Origin of the sequence: Romboutsia sp., assembly GCF_035470145.1 — a bacterium.
Lineage (GTDB): Bacteria > Bacillota > Clostridia > Peptostreptococcales > Peptostreptococcaceae > Romboutsia_D.
In genome coordinates this window covers 1-1836 of record NZ_DATIRC010000348.1, presented here as the reverse complement: position 1 = coordinate 1836, position 1836 = coordinate 1, and the positions used below count along the sequence as shown (strand labels likewise).

At 31.2% G+C, this 1836-nt stretch carries 2 protein-coding genes; both read left to right on the top strand.

What is annotated here, in order from left to right; translation table 11 throughout:
• On the top strand, positions 1 to 470 hold a 470-nt coding region (locus VLM92_RS13980), incomplete at its 5' end, for a dicarboxylate/amino acid:cation symporter (protein WP_325276941.1).
• Positions 471 to 593: 123 nt separating this feature from the next.
• Complete coding sequence (locus VLM92_RS13975) at positions 594 to 1523, top strand: exonuclease domain-containing protein (protein ID WP_325276940.1); 930 nt, start codon at positions 594 to 596, stop codon at positions 1521 to 1523.
• The last annotated feature ends 313 nt before the right edge of the window (positions 1524 to 1836 follow it).

The window sequence follows — 1836 nt, the reverse complement described above, 5'->3', positions numbered from 1 at the left end:
CTCTTACAGCATTCAGTACCACTAGTAGTTCAGGAACACTACCTGTAAGTATAAAATGTGTAAAAGAAAATCTTGGAGTTTCAGAAAAAATTGCAAGTTTTGTTCTTCCACTTGGAGCTACAATAAATATGGATGGGACGGCGCTTTATCAAGGAGTATGTGCTTTATTTGTAGCTCAGGTTTATGGAGTTGATTTAACAATAGCTCAGCAATCAACTATTATTCTTACAGCTACTTTAGGATCTATAGGTACAGCAGGGGTTCCAGGAGCAGGACTTATAATGCTTTCACTCGTTTTACAATCTGTTGGCCTTCCACTTGAGGGAGTTGCACTTATAGCAGGTATTGATAGAATTCTTGATATGGCAAGAACAACTGTAAATGTTATAGGAGACACATCAGCAGCTATAATTGTTGCAGCTACAGAAAATGAAATAAATGCCTTAGGAGAAGAAATTATAAAAAATTAATATAAAATGATAGTGAAAAGCAAAGTGTGTACCCCTTAAATTTATAAAATAAGAGGGAGACGCACTTTTTTATTTGTTATAATAAAAAGAAACAATATAAAGTATCATTAAAAGGAGAAGTAAATGGATTTTGTAGCAATAGATTTTGAGACGGCAAATGAAAAGAGAGATAGTGCGTGTTCTCTAGGAATTGCTGTTGTTAGGAATAACAAAATTGTAGATGTAAAATACTGGCTTATAAAGCCATATGAAATGCGCTTTGAACCTATGAATGTGTGGATTCATGGGATTGTCGAAGAAGATGTTAAAAACGAACCTCATATGAATGAATTGTGGCATGATATAAAATTATACCTTGAAAATAATTTTGTAATTGCACATAATGCATCATTTGATATGAGTGTGCTTAGAAATACATTAGATGCCTATGGAATTGCATATCCTGAGTTTGATTATTCTTGCACAATGGTTATGGCAAAAAATTATTATACAGAGTTTGAAAACTATAAGCTAAATACAATCGCAAGACATCTCGGTATAGAATTTAAACACCATCATGCTGGTGAGGATGCTGAAGCAGCAGCTAAAATATTAATCAAAATTTGTGAGGAGCTTAATGTGTACACAGTAGAAGATTTGAACAGTAAGCTTAACTTAAGAATTGGAAAAATGTATAAAGGGGGATATAGTTCAGCAGGCTCATTGACATCAAATTCAAGAAAAAAAAGAATAAAAAAAAATAGTATAGAAGCAATAATAATAGAGGATATAAAAGAAAATCCCTTTTTAAACAAAACTGTAGTGTTTACTGGTCCTTTAGAGTCATTGTCAAGAATAGAGGCAACGCAGAAGGTAATTAATGTTGGAGGAATTGTAGGAAGTAGTGTAACAAAAAAGACAAATTATCTTGTGGCAGGAATTTGCAATCTTGAAAAGCTCTCTTTTGATAAGAAGAGTAGTAAATTAAGAAAGGCAGAGATGCTTATAGAAAAGGGGCAAGAGATACATATTATATCAGAAGAAGAATTTTTAAATATACTTTTATCTGAATAATGGAAACATAAAAAATCTCCTTATATATTGATAATTTATTAAAGTATATGATTTTAAGATATATTATGTGATTTAAAGAAAAAGGAGCTTTATCTCAGGAATATGAATAGATAATTCTTTTATGAATATCATTAACAGAAATGAAATGTTATGGCATAATATAGAATAATAATATGGAAATAATAAGGAGGAAAAGTAGATGCATATAAATGATGGATACGTTCGTGTAAGATATGAAGAGACAGATCAAATGGGAGTTGCATATCATGGGAATTATTATACATGGTTTGAGGTAGGAAGATCTTCTTTTTTT

Coding starts and splice junctions, on each gene's coding strand:
- VLM92_RS13975 (WP_325276940.1), top strand. CDS start 594: ATGGATTTTGTAGCAATAGATTTTGAGACGGCAAATGAAAAGAGAGAT.